This is a genomic window from Cupriavidus sp. SK-4 (assembly GCF_000611125.1).
Taxonomy (GTDB): Bacteria; Pseudomonadota; Gammaproteobacteria; order Burkholderiales; family Burkholderiaceae; genus Cupriavidus; species Cupriavidus necator.
On record NZ_JFJW01000217.1, the window covers coordinates 1 to 1457 of the forward strand.

The following is a 1457-nucleotide window of genomic DNA, read 5'->3' on the forward strand; positions in this document are numbered from 1 at the left end:
ACCGCACGTACGGTGGTAATGGTATGGACGCCCCCGTCCGAAACGGCATCGATGTGCCAAAGTGGTAAGTGCTTCGAAGCTCAACCATCATCGAAGGAGGCGTCATCATGAACGTTACTACAGTCGGCATTGACTTGGCCAAGAACATCTTCCAGGTCCACGGTGTGAACGAGCATGGCAAGCCAGTATTGACGAAGCAACTAAGACGTCACCAGATGCCCACATTCTTTGCAAAACTTCCGCCCTGCGTGATCGGCATGGAAGCCTGCGCCAGCGCCCACTTCTGGGCACGCAAGCTGCAGGGGTTCGGACATACGGTACGGCTCATGGCACCTCAATTCGTCAAGCCCTATGTGAAGACGAACAAGAACGACGTTGCCGATGCGGAGGCTATTTGTGAGGCGGTGGCACGGCCGAACATGCGATTTGTGCCCGTCAAAAACATCGACCAACAGGCGGTTCTTGCACTACATCGTGCCCGTCAAGGGTTCGTTCGCGCTCGTACTGCGCAGGCCAACCAGATCCGCGGGCTGCTCGGGGAATTCGGTCTCGTAATCCCGCGGGGGATCACAAACATCGCCCAGCACGTGCCGGCGCTCATCGAAGATGCCAGCAACGAACTGCCGGGCTCGTTCCGCTTGTTGGTCCAGCGCTTGATCGATCATCTAAAGGAACTCGATCGACAGGTAGAAGAACTCGAGACCCAGATCAAAGCTTGGCATCGCGCCAATGACGCCAGCCGGAGGCTGGCAGAGATTCCCGGGATCGGCCCGATCACGGCCAGTGCGCTTGTTGCTTCGATCGGGGATGGCAAGTGCTTCAGCAACGCTCGGCAATTGGCTGCGTGGCTAGGCTTGGTGCCGAGGCAGCATTCGAGCGGAGGTAAGCCGCTGCTGCTCGGCATTACCAAGCGCGGTGACACGTACTTGCGCACGCTAATGGTCCACGGAGCACGAGCCGTCGTTCGTTACGCCACAAACAAAAACGACGCGTTCTCTGGCTGGCTCCGTCGGCTGTTGGTAAGACGCCACAAGAACATCGCCGTGGTGGCAGTGGCCAACAGGAATGCGCGAATCGCCTGGGCACTGCTCACACAAGACCGTACGTTCCGATCGGATTACGCATCGTCTTAGAGGAGGTCGCGTAATCCGATCGGTCTAGTAAAAGAACGTTCCCCCCAGGAGGTTGCTCGGGCAGTCACGACGTGATGGCAAGATAGGTTGGACCGGGATCGGAATACTCTGCCCTGTCACAGGCGCTTCGAGCGCGAGGTGGTGATTAGAGCCCGATCAGCAGATTCCATCAGGGACAAAGGCGCCATAGTCGCCTTCTCAACAGTCCGGATGTATGGCCGCAATCTCAATCATCGACCCCATCGCCAATGAAGGCCTGACAAAACGGGGGCGTCCATGTATGTGAGAGGGCTGAGGGGGTGACCCCTCACCCTACTCGATTTC

General features: G+C 57.9%; 1 protein-coding gene. It reads left to right on the forward strand.

The features are described 5' to 3' along the window. Positions 1-107: 107 nt before the first annotated feature. Positions 108-1133, forward strand: coding sequence for an IS110 family transposase (locus tag CF68_RS34510; RefSeq protein ID WP_035827991.1), 1026 nt, complete (start codon positions 108-110; stop codon positions 1131-1133). The last annotated feature ends 324 nt before the right edge of the window (positions 1134-1457 follow it).